Source organism: Mycoplana ramosa (assembly GCF_041930185.1).
GTDB lineage: Bacteria > Pseudomonadota > Alphaproteobacteria > Rhizobiales > Rhizobiaceae > Mycoplana > Mycoplana ramosa.
The window spans coordinates 215,809-236,748 of sequence record NZ_JBHEEW010000007.1; the positions used below are offsets into that span (position 1 = coordinate 215,809).

At 63.2% G+C, this 20,940-nt stretch carries 18 protein-coding genes and 1 pseudogene; 8 read left to right on the top strand and 11 right to left on the bottom strand.

Going from position 1 to position 20,940, the window contains the following annotated elements; all coding sequences use genetic code 11:
- The first annotated feature begins 112 nt into the window (after window positions 1–112).
- The 6 genes from JNC62_RS11385 (at window position 113) to JNC62_RS11410 (ending at window position 6,487) form a co-directional block, all read left to right on the top strand.
- Window positions 113–739, top strand: a complete 627-nt coding sequence (locus JNC62_RS11385) for a helix-turn-helix domain-containing protein (protein ID WP_374838809.1) — start codon at window positions 113–115, stop codon at window positions 737–739.
- 186 nt (window positions 740–925) lie between these two features.
- A complete protein-coding gene (locus JNC62_RS11390) occupies window positions 926–2,590 on the top strand; it encodes a PAS domain S-box protein (RefSeq protein ID WP_374838811.1) in 1,665 nt (554 codons plus the stop codon).
- Window positions 2,591–2,623: 33 nt separating this feature from the next.
- Entirely contained in the window at window positions 2,624–3,550 is a 927-nt protein-coding gene (locus tag JNC62_RS11395) for an ATP-binding protein (RefSeq protein WP_374838813.1), read from the top strand.
- A 141-nt stretch (window positions 3,551–3,691) separates the two neighbouring features.
- Complete coding sequence (locus JNC62_RS11400) at window positions 3,692–4,786, top strand: lysylphosphatidylglycerol synthase transmembrane domain-containing protein (RefSeq protein ID WP_374838815.1); 1,095 nt, start codon at window positions 3,692–3,694, stop codon at window positions 4,784–4,786.
- 202 nt (window positions 4,787–4,988) lie between these two features.
- A complete protein-coding gene (locus JNC62_RS11405) occupies window positions 4,989–5,528 on the top strand; it encodes an Hsp20/alpha crystallin family protein (RefSeq protein WP_374838816.1) in 540 nt (179 codons plus the stop codon).
- Window positions 5,529–5,755: 227 nt separating this feature from the next.
- Window positions 5,756–6,487: a response regulator gene (locus JNC62_RS11410; RefSeq protein ID WP_374838818.1), complete on the top strand. Its 732-nt coding sequence runs from the start codon at window positions 5,756–5,758 to the stop codon at window positions 6,485–6,487.
- Between the two features lie 103 nt (window positions 6,488–6,590).
- On the opposite strand, the gene scpA is transcribed toward JNC62_RS11410, so the two are convergent.
- From scpA to JNC62_RS11435, 5 genes and pseudogenes are all read right to left on the bottom strand, one after another.
- Window positions 6,591–8,729, bottom strand: coding sequence for a methylmalonyl-CoA mutase (gene scpA / locus JNC62_RS11415; RefSeq protein ID WP_374838820.1), 2,139 nt, complete (start codon window positions 8,727–8,729; stop codon window positions 6,591–6,593).
- Window positions 8,730–8,875: 146 nt separating this feature from the next.
- Window positions 8,876–9,115 carry a biotin/lipoyl-containing protein gene (locus JNC62_RS11420; protein ID WP_374838930.1) on the bottom strand — a complete coding sequence of 80 codons (240 nt, stop codon included), beginning with the start codon at window positions 9,113–9,115 and terminating at the stop codon, window positions 8,876–8,878.
- Window positions 9,116–9,163: 48 nt separating this feature from the next.
- A pseudogene (locus tag JNC62_RS11425) lies at window positions 9,164–10,885 on the bottom strand (acetyl-CoA carboxylase biotin carboxylase subunit); the annotation flags it as partial.
- A 2-nt stretch (window positions 10,886–10,887) separates the two neighbouring features.
- Complete coding sequence (locus JNC62_RS11430) at window positions 10,888–11,265, bottom strand: hypothetical protein (RefSeq protein WP_374838822.1); 378 nt, start codon at window positions 11,263–11,265, stop codon at window positions 10,888–10,890.
- Window positions 11,266–11,281: 16 nt separating this feature from the next.
- Window positions 11,282–12,814, bottom strand: coding sequence for an acyl-CoA carboxylase subunit beta (locus JNC62_RS11435; RefSeq protein WP_374838824.1), 1,533 nt, complete (start codon window positions 12,812–12,814; stop codon window positions 11,282–11,284).
- A 136-nt stretch (window positions 12,815–12,950) separates the two neighbouring features.
- Here JNC62_RS11435 and JNC62_RS11440 point away from each other — a divergent pair, with 136 nt between their 5' ends.
- Complete coding sequence (locus tag JNC62_RS11440; RefSeq protein ID WP_374838826.1) at window positions 12,951–14,366, top strand: helix-turn-helix domain-containing protein; 1,416 nt, start codon at window positions 12,951–12,953, stop codon at window positions 14,364–14,366.
- Window positions 14,367–14,463: 97 nt separating this feature from the next.
- On the opposite strand, the gene JNC62_RS11445 is transcribed toward JNC62_RS11440, so the two are convergent.
- A complete protein-coding gene (locus JNC62_RS11445; protein WP_374838828.1) occupies window positions 14,464–14,907 on the bottom strand; it encodes a hypothetical protein in 444 nt (147 codons plus the stop codon).
- Window positions 14,908–15,104: 197 nt separating this feature from the next.
- Here JNC62_RS11445 and JNC62_RS11450 point away from each other — a divergent pair, with 197 nt between their 5' ends.
- Window positions 15,105–16,697, top strand: coding sequence for an MBL fold metallo-hydrolase (locus JNC62_RS11450; RefSeq protein ID WP_374838830.1), 1,593 nt, complete (start codon window positions 15,105–15,107; stop codon window positions 16,695–16,697).
- A gap of 24 nt (window positions 16,698–16,721) precedes the next feature.
- Here JNC62_RS11450 and JNC62_RS11455 read toward each other — a convergent pair whose 3' ends face one another.
- The 5 genes from JNC62_RS11455 to JNC62_RS11475 form a co-directional block, all read right to left on the bottom strand.
- On the bottom strand, window positions 16,722–17,171 hold the full coding sequence (locus JNC62_RS11455) for a pyridoxamine 5'-phosphate oxidase family protein (RefSeq protein ID WP_374838832.1): 450 nt from the start codon (window positions 17,169–17,171) through the stop codon (window positions 16,722–16,724).
- A gap of 44 nt (window positions 17,172–17,215) precedes the next feature.
- Window positions 17,216–17,929 (bottom strand): ABC transporter ATP-binding protein, encoded by a 714-nt coding sequence (locus JNC62_RS11460; protein ID WP_374838834.1) that lies wholly within the window; start codon window positions 17,927–17,929, stop codon window positions 17,216–17,218.
- The gene (locus JNC62_RS11465; protein WP_374838836.1) at window positions 17,922–19,148 is read right to left on the bottom strand and encodes an ABC transporter permease; all 1,227 of its coding nucleotides are present in this window, start codon (window positions 19,146–19,148) and stop codon (window positions 17,922–17,924) included. The genes JNC62_RS11460 and JNC62_RS11465 overlap by 8 nt, the downstream gene beginning before the upstream one ends.
- Window positions 19,145–20,320 carry an efflux RND transporter periplasmic adaptor subunit gene (locus JNC62_RS11470; RefSeq protein WP_374838838.1) on the bottom strand — a complete coding sequence of 392 codons (1,176 nt, stop codon included), beginning with the start codon at window positions 20,318–20,320 and terminating at the stop codon, window positions 19,145–19,147. Before JNC62_RS11470 ends, JNC62_RS11465 begins: the two co-directional genes overlap by 4 nt.
- Window positions 20,321–20,442: 122 nt before the next feature.
- Window positions 20,443–20,919: a host attachment protein gene (locus JNC62_RS11475; protein WP_374838840.1), complete on the bottom strand. Its 477-nt coding sequence runs from the start codon at window positions 20,917–20,919 to the stop codon at window positions 20,443–20,445.
- Window positions 20,920–20,940: the final 21 nt, after the last annotated feature.

Here is a 20,940-nt window from a genome sequence, read left to right on the forward strand (position 1 = left end):
CGGAGCGATGAGCCATCACGCGGTCGCCGGGTATTCGATGCGCCTCACCCAAGGCGTCCCATTTGATTGTCAGCCGTCGCGGACCCTTTCGTCGCTCTTCCGTGAGAGACCGGTGGAAAAGTTCGCTGCGGGCGGCGCGATCTTCTGGGAAGGGGATCCGGCCAAACACATCTTCGAGGTCGTTGAAGGCACGCTGCGCGCGTTTCGGATTCTTGGCGACGGCCGGCGCGTCATCATGGGGTTTCTGCGCAAGGGGGACGTGCTCGGGGTCTCGGTCAGGGATCGATACCTCTACACGGTCGAGGCCATTACGCCCGTGGAACTGCGCCGCTTCGCCCGGCATCACTTCGAAGGCGAGAGCGCGCGCGACCCGCACCTGAAAGAGCAGCTCTTTTCCAGGCTTTGCGACGAGATGGCCGCTGCCCAGGACCAGATGGCCTTGATCTCGCGCCGGAGCGCCGATGAAAAGGTGGCCGGTTTCCTGCTGCTGATGGCGCGCACCCAAGGCCAGCACCCCTACATGGTGCTCGATTTGCCGATGACGCGGCTCGACATCGCCGACTATCTCAACATGACGATCGAAACCGTTTCGCGAACGATCACCAAGCTGGCCGGGAGCGGCGTCATCGCCACCGTCGGGCGCCACTCCATTGCCCTGCTCAAAGTGGACGCACTGGTCGCCTTGGCTGAAGGGGGAAGCAGCGCGACCGCACGATCCGTGAGGCACGCCAGAGCTTGAAGAACGAGACGGAGTTGCCGGTGGCATACCGGTCCCCTGGGTGACGGAATGCATATCCGGTCGGCGAACTCGCCCGTCCCGGGCACGCCGCCTTGCCATCGGATCTGTTTCAGAGATGTGCTTGGGTGGTACGTGATCTACTGCGATAGTGTTGCCGTGGTTGCCACCGGGCGTGGGATGTCGCAGATGAAGCAAGTGCCGCCAGAACCTGCTGCCGCCGGGACTTTCCGTTCGTATGCCGCACGTCTCGTTTCCCGCTCTGGACAGGAACGACCGGCCGCCACGTTTCTCTTCCTCTTCGCGGCCGCTCTCGTTTTGCCGCTTCTACTGTTGGCCTCTATTGTCGGCTGGACCTATGTCCAGGGCGAACGGACACGTACGGTGGAACGCGCGCAGTCCCGGGCGCGGGAGCTTTCGGTAGCAATCGACCACGAATTGAACCGGCCGCGACGTGCGCTGGAGGTGCTGGCCACCTCCGAGGTTTTGCGGCGCGGAGACCTGCAGGCGTTTCAGCCTACCGCATCTGCCATTGCGGACGCGCTAGCCATGACGATCGCAGTGCGCGCTGCCGGCGGACAAACCTTGCTCAGCACGGCTTTTCCCTCGGGAACAACGCCGCCCCAAGCGAAACCGGACGTCCTCGCATTCGATGCGCAGGTGATCCGGGAGAAGAAACCCGCCGTCACGAACGCGATCGCAGGGTCCGTGGGGAAGGGCCTGGTCGTCGAGGTGATCGTGCCGGTCTTGCGGGACGGCGCCGTCGTCTATCTGCTCGCGGCCGACCTGCCGGTCGAAAGCCTTCAGGCGGTGCTCGTGCGAGCGAACCTGGACGAGGGCTGGCTTGCAACCGTTCTGGACGCGAACGATACGATCGTGGCACGTTCGGCGGATCCGGAAGGTTTCATAGGCAAGAAAGCGCCTGAGGAGTGGCGGAAGCAGGCAACCGCAACCGGCGGCGCGGGGTGGAGCCTCGGTCTGCAGGACAACCAGGTCGTCGTCGCCTATGAACGCTCGTCCGCCCCCCGCTGGTTGACCGTGGTAAGTGTTCCGCCCGCGCTCATCAACGCGCCTCTGTGGCGCGCGCTTGCTTTTCCTCTCGCTGCCGGGATCCTGCTTCTTTTGGCCGCCGCGGCTCTCGCCGCCTGGGCCGGCGCGCATCTCATGCGGGCGGTAAAGGCGCTGCAGATCGCGGGGTTGGAGCTTGAGGAACCTGGACGCGTCTCGCCCGTGGCCACGCCGGTGCGCGAAATCAATGACGTCGGGCGTGTTCTTGCCAGGGCTGCTACCGCAGCGCAGCGGCGCGAAGCGCTTTTGCGCTCGATCCTGGCGACCGTACCAAGCGCAATGGTCGTTATCGACAGTCGCGGCAGGGTGCAGCTGTTTAGCGCCACGGCGGAGAAACTGTTTGGCTTCAAGGCCGACGAGGTTGTCGGCGAGAACATCCGCATGCTGATGCCCGAGCCGGATCGCAGCGCCCACGATGGCTACATCGAGCACTATCTCATGTCGGGCGAACGACGGATTCTGGGGACGGGACGCGTCGTTGTCGCTCAGCGCAAGGATGGCAGCAAGTTCCCCGTCGAGCTTTATGTCGGCGAGGCGAAGGTGGACGCAGAAAGGCTCTTTATCGGTTTCCTGCGGGACCAGACCGAGAAGTATCGCGTTGAACAGCAATTGCGGCAGACGCAAAAGATGGAGGCGATCGGGAAGCTGACGGGTGGCGTCGCCCATGATTTCAACAATCTGCTGACCGTCATCACCGGCAATCTTGAAATGCTCGGGGCCAAGGTTGACGATCGCTACCAGGCGCTTATCCGCGAGGCGCAGGAAGAGGCCGAGGTTGCCGCTTAACTCACCTCGAGCCTGCTTGCCTTTGGCCGGCGCATGCCACTGGATTCGCAGCTGGCCGACATTGGCGATTTGATTTCGGTAACAAGCGAACTCTTGCGCCGAACCCTCGGCGAGACGATCGTCGTCCGCACGAGCATCAGAAGCGGCTGTCGGGCGGTTGTCGACGCCGCGCAGCTGAAGAACGCGATCCTGAATCTGGCGATCAACGCCCGCGATGCCATGCCGAACGGTGGAACGCTGTCTCTCGAAGTGACGATGGCGGAGCTTGATAAGGACTACGCGCTTGGCCATCCGGAAGTTCGCCCGGGGCGTTATGTCCTGATCACAGTCACGGATACCGGGACGGGCATGACGAGGCATGTCAGGGAACATGCCTTCGAGCCATTTTTCACCACGAAGCCGCAGGGATCCGGCACCGGCCTGGGCCTGAGCTCGGTCTATGGGTTCGTGAAGCAGTCCGGCGGACACGTCGCCCTTTACAGCGAGGCGACGCAGGGAACCACTGTCCGGATCTACCTGCCGCTGGTCGCAGAAGAGAGCGACCGGCCGCAGGCCGATGCGGCCGAGCCGGGCCTGCCAAAGGGCAACGGCCAACTCGTGCTTGCGGTGGAAGACGACGAGGGCGTGCGGCGCGTGACCGTGTCGAGGCTGATGCAACTTGGCTACAACGTCGTGGAAGCGGCGAGCGGTCCGGAGGCGCTCGCCGTTTTGCAACGCACGCCCGACGTCGGGCTTGTCATTACGGACATGGTGATGCCGGGCGGCATGACTGGTGCCGATCTGGCCGCTGCAACACGTGAACGGTTCCCCAACCTTCCCGTGCTTTTTACCTCAGGCTATGCCGGACCGGAGATTTCGGAGCATACCAATCTGCGGCTCGGCGACTGGCTGCGCAAACCCTACACGCTCGCCGAAATGGCCATGGCACTCCATCGGATGTTCAACCGTTCCGCTTGTTGACCCGAATGGCCCGGCCCCGAATGCCGCGTTACCGGGCAGGCGCTTTTTACGGCATAGTAATGAATGAACTTTTCCGCTCTGGGGGGCATTCCCGCAGATCCATGGACATCGAGCGACGCCATTGTCAGGGGAAGTGCGGCCATGAGTGATGCAAGCTCGCAGCAGGGCCGCAAGGACAACGACACGCGCGCCAGCGCTCCAGAAGCCGTGTCCGAATTGCCCCACGTCAAAATCGCCGAAATCGGCATGATCACCGGTTGGCTCTCCGGCCTCCTGGTGCTCGGTGTCTTCATCAGCTTCATGCTTCATTTTGGCGATGTCACGGTTTTCTTGACGACATTGAGATCCGTCGACCCGGTGTGGCTTGCCGCGATGCTTGCATGCCAGGGCGCAACCTATTCCTGCGCCGCAGCGGTGTGGTTCAGGGTCCTTTCACGTGCAAAGTTCAGGCTGGCGTTCTCAAGCCTCTTCAGGCTCGCGATCGTCCAACTATTCGCAAATCAGGCACTCCCTTCAGGTGGTTTGAGTGGCACCGCAATGGTCGCTCGCGGCTTGGCGCGGCATGGGGTGGTCGCTTCGCTGGTTACGACGGCCGTCCTGGTGGAGTGGTTTTCGTACTACGCGAGCTACCTGACGGTTACCCTTCTGGCGTTCGTGAAACTCGTGAACAGCGGGGATGCCGGCGTAGCCTGGATTCCGCTTGCGACCGCCTTTGTGGTGGTTCTCATCGCCTTGGTGGCTGCCGCCTTTTTGTTGATACGACGGCAGGGGCGGATTGTTCCGAAATTCGCACTGGGGTGGCAGGCGGCCGCGAAACTGGCGGCGCTTCTCAGCAGTGCGCGGACCGATATGCTGCGCAACGGAAGCCTCCTCCTCGAAGCGACAGTGCTGCAAGCCTGCATCTTCCTGCTGGATACGGCGACGCTGTGGGTCGCCGCGCGCTCGATCGGTCTCGAGATCGACCCTGCAAGCGCCTTCGTCAGCTTTGTCCTGGCCTCCGTGGTGGCCACGCTTTCTCCGATCCCGCTGGGGCTCGGCACCTTCGAAGCGACATGCACCGGCCTTCTCCACGTCATGGGCAGCAGCATAGAGGCCAGTCTCGCCGCCACGCTCATCCTGCGCGGCTTCACGCTCTGGTTGCCGATGCTGCCGGGGCTCTGGTTGATGCGGAGGGAAATGAAGGTAGCGGCGTCCTCGATACCGGGGAAAGCGGGCCGAGACACGACCGCGACATAGTCCTCGTGGGCGAGCGGTTCGGGTCGTAGCGTGGCAGGCGACGCAAAGGATGCGGCCGCGGTCGCGGTTTGACCGGCGTCAATGTCCGGGTCTGCAAAAAGAGGTCAGATTTCTCCCTGTCAGGTATGTGACTTCCGAGCCTTGAGATTTGCACGGAAGGAGCCCGTGAACGGCAACGCATAATTGAGAAGGAGTTCATGTCATGAACGAGACCGCTTCGAAAATGCCTGTCCAGAAGGAAAACAAGCCGGCCGTGCAAAGGGAGGGCTTCTGGTCGCCGATGGACCATCTGCGTAACGAGATCGAAAGCCTGTTCGATGACTTTCGCTTCCCGACGCGGCACTTCCCGTTTCGCCGGTCGCGACTTGCTCTCGATACGCCGTGGATGAGATCGCAATCTTGGCCAGTCGCGCCGGCGGTCGACTTCGTCGAGCGTGAAAAGGACTACGAAATCTCGGCTGAGTTGCCCGGCCTGGACGAGAAAGATGTCGAGGTGAAGCTGGCGAACGGAATCTTGACCATCAAGGGCGAAAAACAGGAGCAAAAGGAAGAGCGCGAAAAGGACTACTATCTGTCCGAGCGCCTCTACGGTTCGTTCCAGCGCACCTTCCAGATGCCCGATGGCGTTGACGCTGCGAAAATCGAGGCGACCTTCGCCAATGGCGTGCTGAAAGTGACGCTGCCGAAAACCAAGGAGGCGCAACAGAGCGAGACGAAGATCGCCGTGAAGAAAACGGCCTGATCAGCGACCTCTAAAGCCAGTGCGCACCGTCCCTTTGGCGGTGCGCCTCCGCATCATCCACTCTTGCTTGGCAGGACGTCGTTTCGGCGCTTCTGATCGCGTGACCACCTCACCCCGCGATGCGGCTGGCCACACGGCTCAAAACCGTTTGAACGGCGTGAGAAGGCGCGAGCATGATGTTTAATGCTATACTGCTGCACAAAGCGTGAGCAGTATAGAGGTGCGCGGTGTCCCAATTCGTGCCCGAACACATACTCGTCGTTGATGACGATCCGCGGATAAGGCAGATGCTGGCCCGATACTTCGAGGAAGAGGGTTATCGCGTGAGCGTTGCCGGAGACGGTCAGGCGATGCACGACCACCTGCGCAAAAGCCCCGCAGACGTCATCCTGCTCGATCTGGTCCTGCCCCGCGAAGACGGCCTGGCACTGATGCGCGACCTGCGGGTGCACTCGGACGTTCCCATCCTCATGCTGACGGGGCGCAATGACCTCATCGACCGTGTTATCGGGCTCGAGATGGGTGCCGACGACTACATCACCAAACCCTTTCATCTCCGCGAGGTCCTGGCACGCGTGAGGACGGCACTTCGGCGCCGGCGGCCAACCGCTGCCGGCGCCGAACAACCGATGACTGAAATCTACTGCTTCGACGGCCTTCGCCTCGACGCCGCACGTCGCCAATTGCTGTCGCGTGATGGGACGCTGATCGAACTGACGAGCGGAGAGTTCGATATGCTATGTGTGCTTGTCAGGCATGCAGGCAGAGTCCTGTCCCGCGAGATGCTGATGGATCTGACGCGGGGGCGCGCTCTGGAAGCCTTTGACAGAACCATCGATGCGCAGATTGCCCGGCTGCGCCGCAAGATCGAGGCCGATCCGGGCCATCCAACCATCATCAAATCCGTCAGAGGCGTGGGCTACGTGTTCACTGCAAAAATCGTGCGAATGGATGACTGATATTCGCAGCACCGCAAGCGGGAAAAAGGGTTCGCGCCGCAGAGGCGGCGCGGCTGGACCGCGGAAGTCCGGAGGCAGAAAGCGGTCGCGGTGGGCCGCTCGGTCAAATATTGCGCCGGCGGCCTTCCAGCAGGTCGAGAACGGAGTTCGCCGCCTCGATGACGTTGGTGCCGGGGCCGAAGACGGCGGCGACGCCGTGGTCTTCCAGGAACCGGTAGTCCTGCCGCGGGATGACGCCGCCGCAGACGACGATGACCTCGCCGCCGCCCTTCTTTTTCAGGTCGTCGACCAGTTGCGGCAGCAGCGTCTTGTGGCCGGCGGCCAGTGAAGAAACGCCGATGACGTTGACCTCCTCGGATAGCGCCAGGTCGACGGCCTCCTCCGGCGTCTGGAACAGCGGCCCGGCGAGCACGTCGAAGCCGATGTCGCCGAAGGCGGACGCGATCACCTTGGCGCCGCGGTCGTGGCCGTCTTGGCCGAGCTTGGCGACCATGATCTTCGGCTTGTGGCCGAGCTTGTCGGAAATGCCTGAGATGCGTGATTTCAGGACCTCCAGCTCCGGCTCGTCGCGATAGGCCTCGCCATAGACGTCCCGGATTACCTTCGGCGTCGCGGCGTGATCGCCGAAGGCCTCGCGCATCGCATCGGAAATCTCGCCGACGGTGGCCCGCGCCCGCGCCGCCTCCACGGCTGCCTCCAGCAGGTTGCCCTTGCCGCTGCGGGCGACCTCGGCCAGGACCGCGAGGGTCTCGCGCGCCCTGGCGCCGTCGCGCCGGCGCTTCGTCTCCTCGATGCGCCTGATCTGGGCGGCGCGGACGGCGGAATTGTCGATCTCCAGGATGTCGATCGGCTGCTCGTCCTCGAGACGGTACTTGTTGACGCCGACGATCACCTCGTCGCCCTTGTCGATTGCCGCCTGCCGCCGCGCCGCCGCCTCCTCGATCATCCGCTTCGGCAGGCCCTCGTTGACCGCCTTGGTCATGCCGCCGAGTTTTTCGACCTCCTCGATCAGCGCCCAGGCCTGCTTGGCAAGCTCGTCGGTCAGGCTCTCGACATAATAGGAGCCGGCGAGCGGATCGACGACCTTGGTCACGCCCGTCTCGTGCTGCAGGATCAGCTGGGTGTTCCGGGCGATGCGGGCGGAAAACTCCGTCGGCAGCGCGATCGCCTCGTCGAAGGAGTTGGTGTGCAGCGACTGTGTGCCACCAAGGGCCGCCGACATCGCCTCGAAGGCGGTGCGGATGATGTTGTTGTAGGGATCCTGCTCCTGCAGCGACACGCCCGAGGTCTGGCAGTGGGTGCGCAGCATCAGCGATGAGGCCTTCTTCGGCTCGAACTCCTGCATGATGCGGGTCCAGAGCAGCCGCGCCGCGCGCAATTTCGCCGCCTCCATGAAGAAGTTCATGCCGATGGCGAAGAAGAAGGAGAGGCGGCCGGCGAAATCGTCGACGTTCAGCCCCTTGGCAAGCGCCGCGCGCACATATTCGCGCCCGTCGGCCAGCGTGAAGGCCAGTTCCTGCACCAGCGTCGCGCCGGCCTCCTGCATGTGATAGCCGGAGATCGAGATCGAATTGAACTTCGGCATCTCCTTCGCCGTGTACGCGATGATGTCGGCGACGATCCGCATCGAAGGCTCGGGCGGGTAGATGTAGGTATTGCGGACCATGAACTCTTTCAGAATGTCGTTCTGGATGGTCCCGGAGAGCTCGGCGCGGGAAACGCCCTGTTCCTCGCCGGCGACGATGAAGCTGGCGAGGATCGGGATGACCGCGCCGTTCATCGTCATGGAGACCGACATCTCGTTCAGCGGGATGCCGTCGAAGAGGATCTTCATGTCCTCGACCGAATCGATCGCCACGCCCGCCTTGCCGACGTCGCCGACGACGCGCGGATGGTCGCTGTCATAGCCGCGATGGGTGGCGAGGTCGAAGGCGACCGACAGGCCCTTCTGCCCGGCGGCGAGGTTCTTGCGGTAGAACGCGTTCGATTCCTCGGCGGTCGAGAAGCCGGCATACTGCCGGATTGTCCAGGGTCGGCCGGCATACATGGTCGCGCGCGGCCCGCGCACGAACGGCGCCATGCCGGGCAGTGAGGCGAGGTGATCGATGCCCTTCAGATCTTCGGCCGTATAGAGCGGCTTGACGTCGATGCCCTCCGGCGTGTGCCAGGTCAGCGTCTCCGGCGAGGCCTTCAGCTCCTTCTCGGCCAGCGCTTCCCAGTCCTTGATGGTCTTATCGGTCATCGTTCTGCTCCGATTTCAGTTCCTGCGGGGCAATCGCGGGGCATGTCGAGGTTGCGTCGGTCCCTCGTCCGCCTGCCGGAATCCTCTCCCGCTTGCGAGGAGAGGGCCAAGGTGAGGGGCAACCTGCCAACAGCAGTCTACACCCTCTATTCGAACTCCATGATGATCTCGTCGACGGCGAGGCTGGCGCCGACCGAGACCGGCACCCGCTTGACCACCGCCTTCTTCTCGGCGCGCAGGATGTTCTCCATCTTCATCGCCTCGACGGTGGCAAGCGCCTGTCCCGCCTCGACCGTGTCGCCTTCGGAGACCGCGATCGCCGTGATCAAGCCCGGCATCGGGCAGAGCAGCATCTTCGAGGTGTCCGGCGGCAGCTTCACCGGCATCAGCTTAGCAAGCTCGGCGACGCGCGGTTCGCGCACGCGGGCGATCACGTCGATGCCCTGCCAGCGCAGCCGCAGCGCATGGCCGGTCTTACTGACCTTCACGCCCATCGGCAGATCATTGAAGAAGAAGGTCGCATGCGTCTGGCCCGGCAGCCAGTCGCTCCTGATCGCCACCGTCTCGCCGTCGGAAAACGTGATCCGCGAGGCATCGCCTTCCTGCGCCAGCGTCACGTCGACGCTGTCACGCCCGAAGGCGACGACCCAATCCGCGCCGATGCGGCGACGATGGTTGCCGATGGTTCCGGAAATCTTCGTCGCGCGCCGCTGCAGGCGGTCGTTGATCAGCGCCGCCACCGCCGCGATCTTCCGCGCCGCCGCCGCGTCCGGCTCCACGCCGTGGAAGCCGTCCGGAAATTCCTCGGCGATGAAGGCGGTCGTCAGATGCCCTTCGCGGAACCGCGCGTTGCCCATTACCGCCGACAGGAAGGGCAGGTTGTGGCCGATACCCTCGACCTCGAAGTCGTCCAGCGCCCGGCCCATCGCGTCGATGGCGGCGGTCCGGTCTGGGCCCCAGGTGCAGAGCTTGGCGACCATCGGGTCGTAATACATCGAGATCTCGCCGCCCTCGTAGACGCCGGTATCGTTGCGCACGATCGTGCCGTCATCATGCCTGCCCTCCGCCGGCGGGCGATAACGCGTCAGCCGGCCGATCGAGGGCAGGAAGTTGCGGTAGGGATCCTCGGCGTAGAGCCGGCTCTCGATCGCCCAGCCGGTGAGCTTCACATCCTTCTGGCCGAAGGCGAGCTTCTCGCCGGCGGCGACCCGGATCATCTGCTCGACGAGGTCGATGCCGGTGATCAGTTCTGTCACCGGGTGCTCGACCTGCAGGCGGGTGTTCATCTCGAGGAAATAGAAGTTGCGGTCGCCGTCGACGATGAATTCGACGGTGCCGGCCGAATGGTAGCCGACCGCCCTGGCCAGCGCGACCGCCTGTTCGCCCATGGCGTGGCGCGTCGCTTCGTCGAGGAAGGGCGAGGGGGCCTCCTCAATCACCTTCTGGTTTCGCCGCTGGATCGAGCATTCGCGCTCGCCGAGATAGAGCGTCGTGCCGTGCTTGTCGCCGAGCACCTGGATCTCGATGTGGCGAGGCTGGGTGACGAATTTCTCGATGAAGATGCGGTCGTCGCCAAACGAGCTCTTCGCCTCGTTCTTCGAGGACTGGAAGCCCTCGCGCGCCTCCTGGTCGTTCCAGGCTATCCGCATGCCCTTGCCGCCGCCGCCGCCGGCCGACGCCTTGATCATCACCGGATAACCGATGGCGGAGGCGATCTTCACCGCCTCCTCGGCGTCCTCGATCAGGCCCATGTGGCCGGGCACCGTGTTGACGCCGGCTTCGGCTGCGATCTTCTTGGAGGTGATCTTGTCACCCATCGCCTGGATCGCGCCGACCGGCGGGCCAATGAAGGCGATGCCTTCCTTCTCCAGCGCTTCGGCAAAGGCGGCGTTCTCCGACAGGAAGCCGTAGCCGGGGTGGACGGCGTCGGCGCCGGTCTGGCGGATCGCCTCGAGGATCCTGTCGATGACGATGTAGGACTGGCTGGACGGCGCCGGGCCGATATGCACCGCCTCGTCCGCCATCTGCACGTGCAGCGCGTCACGGTCGGCGTCCGAATAGACGGCAACGTTGGGGATGCCGAGCTTCCTTGCCGTCTTGATGACGCGGCAGGCGATCTCGCCTCGGTTGGCAATCAGGATTTTCTTGAACGGCAAGGCTAGATCTCCATCACGTCTTCAAACGATTCCGGGAAGGAGGCCCGCGCCACCTTCTCGTCAATGACCAGCAATGCCTGGTAGGAGGTCGGGTCGAAGTCCTTTTCCGCCGCCACCACCTCGCGGCCGAAGAGCAGGTTGAGCCGGGCCGCATCGAGATTGCCGCGCTCGAACGGTTCCGCACCGAAGTGATGCCAGAGCGCATGCAGGAAGGCTGCATCGATCCTGTGCTCGGCCGAGCCAGGCCGCGCGCGACGAGGCAGGGCCTTGATCGGTGTGACGCCTTTCGGGTTGGCGCGGCGGATGGTGAACTGCACACCGGTCCCCGGCATGCCGGAAGGGAAACCGCGGTGCTTTGTCATGTCGGGAAGATTGGCCATGGGGTCTGGTCTTCCCTTACAACGGTATCGTGTCGTGCTTGCGCCAGCGGGTATCGACCTGCTTGTTGCGCAGCGCCGCAAAGGCCCGGGTAATGCGCTTGCGCGACGAATGCGGCATGATCACCTCGTCGATGAAGCCGCGCTCGGCGGCGACGAAGGGATTGGCGAAGCGCTCCTCGTATTCGGCGGTGCGGGCGGCGATCTTTTCAGGATTGCCGAGCTCCGAGCGGTAGAGGATCTCGGTCGCGCCCTTGGCGCCCATCACGGCGATCTCGGCGGTCGGCCAGGCATAGTTGACGTCGGCGCCGATATGCTTCGAGGCCATCACGTCATAGGCGCCGCCATAGGCCTTGCGGGTGATCAGCGTCACCATCGGCACGGTCGCCTGGCTGTAGGCGAACAGCAGCTTGGCGCCGTGCTTGATGACGCCGCCATACTCCTGCGCGGTGCCCGGCAGGAAGCCCGGCACGTCGACCAGCGTCAAAAGCGGGATGTTGAAGGCGTCGCAGAAGCGCACGAACCTGGCTGCCTTGCGGGAACTGTCGATGTCGAGGCAGCCGGCCAGCACCATTGGCTGGTTGGCGACGACGCCGACCGTCTGGCCTTCCAGGCGGATGAAGCCGGTGATGATGTTCCTGGCGAAATTCTCCTGCAGCTCGAAAAAGTCGCCCTCGTCGGCGATCGCCAGGATCAGCTCCTTCATGTCGTAGGGCTTGTTGGAGCTGTCGGGGATCAGCGAATCGAGCCGGGCCTCCAGGCGTGCCGGATCGTCGTGGAACGGTCGCACCGGCGGCTTCTCGCGATTGTTGAGCGGCAGGAAGTCGAACAAGAGCCGCACGTGCTCCAGCGTCTCGATGTCGTTCTCGTAGGCCGCGTCGGCGACGGAGGACTTCTTCGTGTGCGTGCCGGCGCCGCCAAGCTCCTCGGCGGTGACGATCTCGTTCGTCACCGTCTTCACCACGTCCGGGCCGGTGACGAACATGTAGGACGAGTCGCGCACCATGAAGATGAAGTCGGTCATCGCCGGCGAATAGACCGCACCGCCGGCGCAGGGTCCCATGATGACGGAGATCTGCGGGATGACACCGGAGGCTTCGGCGTTGCGGCGGAAAACCTCCGCATAGCCGGCGAGCGAGGCGACGCCTTCCTGGATGCGCGCGCCGCCACTGTCGTTCAGCCCGATCACCGGGGCGCCGTTACGCACGGCCATATCCATGATCTTGCAGATTTTTTGCGCATGCGTTTCGGACAGCGAGCCGCCGAGCACAGTGAAATCCTGGGAGAAGACATAGACCTGGCGGCCGTTGATCGTGCCCCAGCCGGTGACGACGCCGTCGCCGGCAATCTTCTGCTCGGCCATGCCGAAGTCCACCGCCCGGTGGGTGACATACATGTCATACTCTTCGAACGAGCCAGGATCGAGCAGCACTTCGAGGCGTTCGCGCGCCGTCAGTTTGCCCTTGCCGTGCTGGGCGTCGATGCGCTTCTGGCCGCCGCCGAGATAGGCCTCGTCGCGGCGGGCCTGTAACTGTTCGAGTATGGGGCGCATTTTCACTCCCTTGAAACCTGTATCCGGGCGCCATTATGCCGTTCTTTCGCGCTTGAAAACAGTTGAAGATGTGCAAATGTAGAATTATGAAAAAGCAAATCTGAAAATGCAAATTTGCAAACACCCCTGAGCAAGCATGGCGATCGGCAAACTCTTCATCGGGCGCAAGGTGCGCGACCTGCGGCTGGCGAGCGGCATGACGCAGAGTCAGTTCGCCGAGCGCATCGGCATCTCCACCAGCTATCTCAACCAGATCGAGAACAACCAGCGCCCGGTTTCCGCCGCCGTGCTGCTGGCGCTGGCCGACAAGTTTCGCCTCAATATCGCGGAACTCTCCGTCGGGGAGAATGACCGGCTGCTGTCCGCGCTCTCCGAGGCGCTGACCGATCCCCTGTTCGAGACGTATTCGCCGAGCCTGCAGGAGCTGAAGCTCGTCACCCAGAACGCGCCCGGCCTGGCGCATGCGCTGATCGCCTGCCACGAGGCCTATCGCCGCAACAGCGAGCGGCTGGCAAGTTTTGATGCCACGCTCGGGCGCGCCGGCGGTCCGGCCGAGACGACGCCGTACGAGGAGGTGCGAGACTTCTTCCATTTCGTCGACAACTATATCCACGAGATCGACGGGATCGCCGAACGGTTGGCCGGCGAGCTCGGCATCGGCGGCGGCGACAACCAGTCGGCATTGACGGAGCATCTGGAGAAGCATTTTGGCGTGCGGGTGGCGCGGGGTGCGGCCGGCGACGACGCAATCCGCCGGTATGACCCGGACGCGCGCGTGCTGACGATCAATCCCTATGCCACGGCGCCGACGCGCGATTTTCAGCTGGCGCTGCAGATCGCCCAATTGCAGGCTTCGCGAGAGATCGATGCAGTGGCGCAAGCGGCGGGTTTCCGTTCGGAGGAGGCGCTGGAGATCTGCCGCATGGGGCTGCAGAACTACTTCGCCGGCGCCCTGCTGCTGCCGTACGGCACGTTCCTGGAGGCAGCGCAAGCGCTACGGCACGATCTGGAGCTGCTCGCCGCCCGCTTCGGCGCTTCGATCGAGCAGGTCTGTCATCGTCTCAGCACGCTGCAGCGGCCCGGCCGCAAGGGCGTGCCGATCTTCTTTGCCCGCATCGACCGCGCCGGCAACATCACCAAGCGCCACAGCGCGGCAAAATTCCAGTTCGCCCGCTTCGGTGCCGCCTGTCCGCTGTGGAACGCGCACGAGGCCTTCGAGCGGCCCGGCCGCATCCTGCGCCAGCTCGCCGAGACGCCGGACGGCGTGCGCTATCTCTGTCTGGCCACCCATGCCTCGAAGGGCAGCGGCGGCTTTCGGGCGGCAAGGCCGGAATACGCGCTCGCGCTCGGCTGCGAGATTTCCTATGCGCCTGCTTTCGTCTATGCCGACAACATGGACCTGGAAAACGCCGAGGCGTTCGATCCGATCGGCATCTCCTGCCGGATCTGCGAGCGCGCCAACTGCGCCAGCCGCGCCGTTCCGCCCTTCAAGCGCCGCCTGCACGTCGACCATCACCTGCGGCGGATCGTTCCCTACGGGCTGGAGGGCTGACGGGGCAGGGGAGGACCGAGCGAGCTGTGCTCCGGGGATGGCACCAAACGCCCGGCACGGACCGACCCGATCGGTCTGGCAAGAACGAGCCATTCGCCTATCGGACGGCGATAAGGAGACCGCGCTTGCTTTCGCCCTGCCCGCGGCCGGGCAAACCAGACCAGGAGGCGGGCTCGGGGCTGGCGACGCGAACGAAACCGCAGTGCTTTTCGCGCGCCGTCGCCATCACGAAACCGAGAAGCGCGTCGCAGACGCCGGGCGTGTCGGCGGCGCTGACAACGACAAAGACCGGGACGTCGAGAACGCGGCCATAGAGTTCGCTGATCCTGGCACGCAGGATGCCGACCGCGGTGACATAGCCGAGCGGATTCTCCACCGTCACGACGGTCTCGCAGTTTGGATCTTGCACCTTTGCGATGGCGGAGGAACAGAATTCACGCCACTCCTCCAGGTCGACATCGTAGCCGACAGCCTCGATCAGGCAGTAGGCGCGATCGACCTGATCGTAGCGGATCGAACCGACCGAATACGCGGCGCCCATGGGTTTCCTCCGGTCCACCTTCGATCGCCCGGAAGCAGCCGATAACCGCAACGATCTTCCATGCCCGCACAACGCGTGTCATTGATGCCCGTCAAGACAGATCGGACGCATTGTGCGTGGATTGACGCGGGTCAAATCCCGTCGGACAAAAGCGTGCATTCTTCGAGTTGCCATCTCCGCACAGTGGAACCGCGCAAATGACCGATGAACCCATAATCCGCTTCCACGGTGCCGCCGGAACAGTCACGGGTTCTTGCCAGCTCGTTGAATTCGGTGGCAGCAAGATCCTTGTCGACTGCGGACTTTTCCAGGGCTCGAAGACGGAGAAGGAGCTGAACTACCGGCGCTTTCCATTCGAGCCCAACCAGATCGACGCCGTCATCCTCACGCATGCGCATATCGATCATTCGGGCTTGCTGCCGAAGCTGGCCAGACTCGGCTATGAGGGCCCGATCTTCGCGACACCGGCAACGGTCGACCTTTGCACGGTCATGCTGCCGGATTCCGCTCACATCCAGGAGAGCGAGGTCGAGCAGCTCAATCGCCGCAACCTGCATCGCGGCCGGCATCCGGTGACGCCGATATACACGGCGCGCGATGCCGCCGCGGCCATCACCCTGCTCCGACCGGTGCAGCTTGGTGCCTGGCAGCAGGCGGTCGAGGGGATCCGCTTCCGGTTCTGGAACGCCGGACACCTCCTTGGTTCGGCGTCAATCGAGATGGAGATCGGCGATCCGGTGTCGCCGCTTCGGGTTCTGTTTTCGGGGGATATCGGTCCGCGCCACAAGTTGTTGCAGTTCGATGCAACGGCGCCGACGGGTTGGGACTATGTCGTCTGCGAGAGCACTTATGGCGACGTCGAGCGCGAAGCCGTGACCGACGATCAGCGGCGCGGCATATTGCGGGCCGAGGTCAAGGCGGCAACCCATCCGAACGGTGCCCTGATCATCCCCTCCTTCGCCGTGGAGCGCACGCAGGAGCTGCTGACCGATCTCGTCCACCTCATGGAGACGGGCGCGATCGAGAAATCGCCCATCATCATCGACTCGCCCCTGGCAACGCGTGCCAGCGAGATATTCCAGAAACATGCGCGCGAGCTCGAAAACGGGGATCTGTTGGCGAGGGCCCTGCGGGCAAGAAACGTGCGTTTCACGGAGACGACCGAACAGTCCAAGGCAATCGACAACATCAGGGGCTTTCATATCGTCATCGCGGCGAGCGGAATGTGCGAAGCCGGTCGCATCCGGCATCGCTTGAAAAACTGGCTCTGGCGGGACGAGGGAACCGTGCTGCTCGTCGGTTATCAGGCTGCCGGCACGCTGGGGCGCATTCTCGAAGACGGCGCCTCGGCGGTTCGCATCCAGGGCGAGGACATCCGCGTGCGGGCGCGCATCCGGAAGCTGGACATCTATAGCGGCCACGCCGACGCGGCGGAACTGGCCGGATGGGTGCAGGCCCGCCAGCCGATCAGGAATGGTGTGTTCCTCGTCCACGGAGAGGAAGATGCGCTTGCGGGTCTCACGCAACGGCTTTCCGCGTTCCTGCCGGAGGATCGGCTGATTAAGCCGCGTCTGGATGCTGCCTATCGTTTGGGGTTGCAGGGAGCGCTCGCGATTTCCGAGGCGCCGCCGCCGCGCATTGATCCTTCCCGGACCGGACGGCGGGATTGGCACAACGAATTCCAGTCGCTTGTCCTCGACTTGCAGGACGAACTGGCCAAGGCCGCCGACGACAAGGCCCGGGGCGTTGTCATCCGCAAGTTGCGACGTGCCTTGCTTGAAGACGCATGAGGCGGGCTGAGGTTCTGCGCGGTCTCATTCACCCGATTCAGCTGCCATTCTGCCCGTGACCTCGTGCACTTCGATAAAGAAGAACACGGGCTTTCCGTCAGCGGCGTGCGGCCGCGGCTGGTATCCACCAGGTTCCCACCAATTCGTTCGACTTTGCAGAAGTGACCATGCCCGCATGTGGCCGTCGTGATGGCCTTTGATGTCCGGCACTTCGTGGTAATGCCCGTTTGCGACAACGCTCTTCCAGTGATGGGCATCTTCAACCCTGTCAGCTTGAACGCACACTTCCGGGTTTTGACGCATCCAGAGAATTTTCTGCCCGAGCATTGAGAAGCTGTAGATTCGATGCCCTGCCAAAACATATTGAATCGGAACGACATAGGCCTTTCCGGCATGGGTGCATGCAAGCCGAGCCACGTGTTCCTGTGCCAGCAACGCGAAGCACTGATCAGGGGTCATCTCTTGAACGAACATTATACTCACCTCATTCCCGGAGCCGCCAATGTTGGCCGTAATTGTCACTGAGGAGCGTTTTTTGCAGTGCGGTCCTCGTCGCGGGTAACCCTCCCGTCGACCAGTTCGATCAGTCGCGAGCAGCGACTGGCGAGATCGTGATTGTGGGTGACGATCAGAAAGGTCGTTCCATGATTGCGGTTGAACCTTTGCATCAGGTCGAAGACGTCGTTGGCCGTGCCCGTGTCGAGATTGCCGGTCGGCTCGTCCGCCAGGATCAAGGGCGGGTTCATTGCCAGCGCTCTGGCGATGGCAACGCGCTGCTGCTGTCCTCCCGATATGTTCGTGACGTAGCTGTCCTGCCACCTGGACAGGCCAACCCACTCCAGAAGCTCGTCCGCACGCCTCTCCATATCGAAGCTCGGCCTGCCACGATCGACAAGCATCGGCATCATCACGTTTTCACGTGCGGTGAAGGCGGAGATCAGATGATGGTACTGAAACACGAAGCCGATGGCGTGGCCGCGCAGCTTGGTCAACTCCTGCTCCGACAGCGCTGCGGTCGATTGCCCGTTGATGAAAAGCCCGCCCGAAGAGGGGCGGTCCAGCAGCCCGATGATGTTGAGCAACGTGCTTTTTCCCGAGCCCGAGGGGCCCATCAGCGCCGAGAATTCGCCGCGCCGCACCGCCAGGTCGATGCCGTGCAGCACCTCCGTCTCGGTGCGGGCGCCGACATTGAACGATTTGCGAATGCCGTCGAGCAGGAGAAGATCAGCCACGAATCGCCTCCACCGGGTCGAGTTTGGCCGCGCGAAGGGCCGGCACCGTGCCGGCAAATACACCTGTCAATGTAGCAAGCAGTGAAGCCCAGACAAAGAGGCTGGGCCTGACGATCAGCGGAAAGAATTCCTGACCGTTGGGCTGGCGCGCGTAATGATGCCACATCAGGAGAGCGGCGGCCCCGAGGATCGAGCCCAGCAGCGAGCCGATAAAGCCGAGCACCCCGCCCTGGATGAGGAATATCCGCAGCACCTGTCCGCGCGAACTTCCCATGGCCCGGAGGATGCCGATGTCCTTGGAGCGCTGCAGGACGGATACGACGAGAACGGCCGCGATGCCAAACGCCACCGAAAGACCGACCAGCGAGCGGATGAGCAGGCTGGACAGGGTCTGGGCCTTGATTGCGGTGAAGAATTGAATGTTTGTCCGGATCCAGCTCTGGGCTTTGATCGGCAGCGCGGCTTCGATGTCTTGTGCGACGTCCTCCGCGGCGTAGACGTTGCTGACCGTCATGTCGATGTCGGTTACGCCACCGATCAGATTGAGCAAGCTCTGAGCCGTGCGCAACGCCACATAGGTGTTGCGCTCGTTCGCTCCCTTGTTGCCGACGTCGAAGATGCCTCTGATCGTCAGCGTGCGTACGACGCTATTGGCGGCGTTAACGTTGAGCCTGTCTCCGATCCCCGCCCCGAGGTCGTTGGCAAGATCGATGCCGACAAGAATATCGTCGACGCCAAGGATGGGCGTGCCGGCAATGATATAGTCCGGCACGCGCACGATGCGGAAATAATCGGCCGGCTCCATTCCAAGAACATTGATGCTCTTGCTGGCATTCCCGCGCACTGCGAGCGCCGATCCGGAAACGGAAGGCGTCGCCACGACCACGTCCGGTCGTGCGCGCATCTCGATGAGGATCGCCTGCCATTGGTCGAGGGCACGATTTCGTTGTGTAGCGCTCTGGATGGTTGCCAGCTCGATGTCGGGGCCATCGAGGCGCAGCGGTCGGGCGACTTCGTCTGGAGGCTGCAGTTGAATTTGCGGTTGCGACGTGAGGACCCGGTTGGTGTAATTGGTTTGAACGCTGGTCAGCATCGCCGCCATGAAGATGATGACGCCCACGCCGACGGCGATTCCGCTAACGATGAAGGCGGTCTGCATCCAGCCTTCCGCCAGGAAGCGAAGCGCGGCGATCCATCCGAAGGTCAGCCAGTGTTTCATGGCTGCACCGCACGGATGCGCTGTCCGGCCCGGACACCCGCGCCTGTCGGTACGACCAGATCGGCATCCGACAGCCCGCTCAGGATCTCGATCCGATCGCCGGCGCGCAGACCGACCGTGACCGCTTGTTCCCAGACTCGTCCGTCACGGACAACCAGAACCCACGGGGCAGCAGACGCAGGATCGTGGACGACCTTTGCAGGCACGATCAGGGTCGACTGCCGGCGGTCGACGGCAATGTCGACCGATACCGTCATGTCCTGCCGGAGGTAAGGCGGCGGATCGTCGACCGTGAGTTTCACCTCCAGGGAGGCTCGGGCGATATCGACCGAGGGATTGATATAGGTCAGCGTCGCCGTGAAGCGATCGTCGGGGTATGCATCGGCCGACGCCAGCGCGGTTTGTCCAAGCCGGATGAGGCCGAGGTTCTTTTCGTCGATTTGCAGCACGAGTTGGATGTCTCCTGTCGGCGCAAGGACAAGCAGCGGTGTTCCTGGCTGTACCACCGCCCCCCGCTCGACCGAGCGGGTGATCAGGACGCCATCGCGGGGTGAGGCAATGGTGGCGTGGGCAAGTCGGGCCTGCGCGCTTGCAAGGCTTGCCCTAGCCTGGTCGAGCCCGGTCCGCGCCAGCTCGTAGTCGCTCCCCCCTTCGCTCAGCGCATAGACCTGCAGTTCTGCGGAGCGCGCCTGCGTCTGCGCCACGTTCAGGTTCTTGGTCGCGTCCTCATACGCGGCCCTGCTGCCGGCTCCGGACGTCATCAATCGATCCGCGCGCCTGAAACTGGTTTCTGCAACCGCCAGATTTGCCTGTGCCTGTTTCAACGATTCCTGTGCCGCCGGCAGCGAGTACTCCTGCAACTGGCGCATTCGAGCCTCCGCCTGGGCGACCGCGCTCCTGGCCTCCGTCACGGCGGCATTCAACTCGACGGGGTCAAGCTCGACAAGCGGTTGGCCCTGCTTGACGGTCTGGCCCTCGTCCACCAGCACGTCCTTGACGGTACCGGTAATCTGGCTGCCGATGTTCACCCTGAAGGGTGTTTCCACGTGGCCGCTGACCACCACGGTGCGCACGAGATTCCCGCGGATGACGGGGTAGACCGCGACCTCGGGCCCGATGAGAAGACGAAGTGTTCCCCATATCGCCGCGGCGGCGAGCAAGATTGTCGCCACGATCGACCAACGATGGGTCCAGATCGAACGTGCGCCTGCATATTTCCCCGGACGATGGGCTTTGCCGGTCTTAAACCCAGTCCCGATCTCCACGATAGTATCCCGCTGACGGACGACTTCACCTATTGCCGTTCGGCAAGATAACTTTCGATCTGGGAAATTGGAAACTTCAACAGGTCCTTTGCCACTTCTGCGATAACAGTGCTGCGCAACGAAGGATCCAGGTGCTTGCGCAGCATACCGAGAACACGCGGCGGGGCGACGAGAATGATACCGTCGACTTCGTGTCCGGCAACGGCTGCCTTGAACCGTTCGGCGACGTGCGAAACAAAGCCTTCCTCGGCTTGATCGTGCCAGTCCGTTTCCTGCATGGAGCTTCGCGATCCGCCCTCCGACTGATAGACACGGCCCGGACGATCTGTACCAAGCTCTCTTGTCGGTGCATGAGGTTCAAGTTCGGTGTCGACCACCACGAGATTGAGCTGATCGATGTTGCCCTCGTTGCGCAGCACGAGCGCCTTGGCGCCGTCGCACAGCAGAAGCCAGCCATTGTGCGGAATTCTTGTTTTCAGCATGATGCTCGCCTTTCTCAAAGCCACGTCGCGCCTGGTAAATCCGGC

What these genes read in the sequence shown, in the direction of transcription:
- JNC62_RS11435 (WP_374838824.1), bottom strand. Translation starts at nt 12,814, where the DNA reads ATGCGCCCCATACTCGAACAGTTACAGGCCCGCCGCGACGAGGCCTAT.
- JNC62_RS11405 (WP_374838816.1), top strand. Translation starts at nt 4,989, where the DNA reads ATGAACGAGACCGCTTCGAAAATGCCTGTCCAGAAGGAAAACAAGCCG.
- scpA (WP_374838820.1), bottom strand. Translation starts at nt 8,729, where the DNA reads ATGACCGATAAGACCATCAAGGACTGGGAAGCGCTGGCCGAGAAGGAG.
- JNC62_RS11390 (WP_374838811.1), top strand. Translation starts at nt 926, where the DNA reads ATGAAGCAAGTGCCGCCAGAACCTGCTGCCGCCGGGACTTTCCGTTCG.
- JNC62_RS11420 (WP_374838930.1), bottom strand. Translation starts at nt 9,115, where the DNA reads ATGCCGGTGAAGCTGCCGCCGGACACCTCGAAGATGCTGCTCTGCCCG.
- JNC62_RS11395 (WP_374838813.1), top strand. Translation starts at nt 2,624, where the DNA reads ATGCCACTGGATTCGCAGCTGGCCGACATTGGCGATTTGATTTCGGTA.
- JNC62_RS11445 (WP_374838828.1), bottom strand. Translation starts at nt 14,907, where the DNA reads ATGGGCGCCGCGTATTCGGTCGGTTCGATCCGCTACGATCAGGTCGAT.
- JNC62_RS11400 (WP_374838815.1), top strand. Translation starts at nt 3,692, where the DNA reads ATGAGTGATGCAAGCTCGCAGCAGGGCCGCAAGGACAACGACACGCGC.
- JNC62_RS11450 (WP_374838830.1), top strand. Translation starts at nt 15,105, where the DNA reads ATGACCGATGAACCCATAATCCGCTTCCACGGTGCCGCCGGAACAGTC.
- JNC62_RS11465 (WP_374838836.1), bottom strand. Translation starts at nt 19,148, where the DNA reads ATGAAACACTGGCTGACCTTCGGATGGATCGCCGCGCTTCGCTTCCTG.
- JNC62_RS11440 (WP_374838826.1), top strand. Translation starts at nt 12,951, where the DNA reads ATGGCGATCGGCAAACTCTTCATCGGGCGCAAGGTGCGCGACCTGCGG.
- JNC62_RS11455 (WP_374838832.1), bottom strand. Translation starts at nt 17,171, where the DNA reads ATGTTCGTTCAAGAGATGACCCCTGATCAGTGCTTCGCGTTGCTGGCA.
- JNC62_RS11430 (WP_374838822.1), bottom strand. Translation starts at nt 11,265, where the DNA reads ATGGCCAATCTTCCCGACATGACAAAGCACCGCGGTTTCCCTTCCGGC.